At 70.1% G+C, this 1,210-nt stretch carries 2 protein-coding genes; both read right to left on the reverse strand.

The window, feature by feature from the left end:
• Positions 1–529, reverse strand: a 529-nt coding sequence (locus ACFP9U_RS25150) for a Y-family DNA polymerase (RefSeq protein WP_378625620.1), incomplete at its 3' end; no start/stop codon positions are given.
• On the reverse strand, positions 453–1,210 hold a 758-nt coding region (locus ACFP9U_RS25155; protein WP_378625623.1), incomplete at its 5' end, for an ImuA family protein. The genes ACFP9U_RS25150 and ACFP9U_RS25155, both read right to left, overlap by 77 nt.

Consider the following 1,210-nt stretch of genomic DNA (forward strand, 5'->3'; position numbering starts at 1 on the left):
CCAGGATGGCGCCCGCCGTATAGAGGCCGACGCTTTCCAGCCCGGCCCGGATGTCCGGGTCGATGCGCAGGGCGGAAAGGGGGAGCGGCGCAATGGCGTCCGCCTCCCTGCCGGAGGGTATGACCGAGGGGCTTGAAAAACGCGCCGCCGCCCAGGCCGCCCCGGGACAGGAAGCGAGCCCGGCGCGCGCGTCGAAACCCTGGCGGAGAAGGCGCGACAGCACGTCCTGCATCATCTTCTCCTCGCCGCCGAAGAGATGGGCGCAGCCGGTGATGTCGAGGAACAGGCCGTCGGCGCCGTCGAGGGCGACGAGTGGGGTATAACGGTCGCACCAGTCGGCGAGCCCCGTAAGCAGGTGGCGGTCGGCTTCCGGATCGGCCTCGACGACCTCGAGGGAAGGATGCATGGCACGGGCATCGGCCACGCCGAGGCCGGGCTTCAACCCCAGCGCCTCAGCCCGCTCGTCGAGGGCTAGGATGCGCTGGGCGTTCTTCTCGCGATGACTGATCGCCAGGGGCGGGTGCTTCACCGGCACGCCGCAGCGCCACGACCGTCCCGCCCGCTGCCGGAAGATGCGGTCGGTGGGCAGGTGCGGGAACCAGAGCGCGAGGATGCGCTGGCCGGATTTCGTGAAAAGCGAGGACATCGGGGTTCCACTCCAGAACGAATTCTCCCGGCAAGGAGGTGGGGCTCTTGCCGATGGCGACGGTGAAGGCGGGATGGCCGATCGAATCTTCAAGCGCGCCCGACAGGGTCGAGCGCGGCACGGCCGGTGTGGACGAGACGTGGAAACGGACGGGTGCCGCCGTCGGCTCGGCGAAGGACGCCGCGCGGATCAGGAAAACGGGCCGGCCCCTCTCCTGCGCCCGCCGGTTGAGGCGCCGGGTGGCCGTGAGGTCGAGACGGGCGGGGTTGCCGCGGATTTCCAGAACGACTGCGGCAAAATCGTCCAGGCGGGAGGCCTCCTCGGCGATCCACAGCGCATCGGCAAGCTTCCCGGCGGCGCAGAACAGAAGGTCATGCGCCGGCAGGCCGAAGACCCTTTTCAGGCCGGGCGCGTAGGGAAAACCGGCTTCGCGGACGAGATCCGCCGTGCCGATCCAGCACACGGCCCTCCTCTTTTCCGGGCGCCGCCCTTCCTTGCGCAGCAAGGAAGAAAGGGCAAGGGCGAAGCCGGTAGCCGCGCCGGCGTCGCGGGCGGCGGGAGCGT

The sequence above is a fragment of the Nitratireductor sp. GCM10026969 genome (genome assembly GCF_042660605.1).
Lineage (GTDB): Bacteria > Pseudomonadota > Alphaproteobacteria > Rhizobiales > Rhizobiaceae > Chelativorans.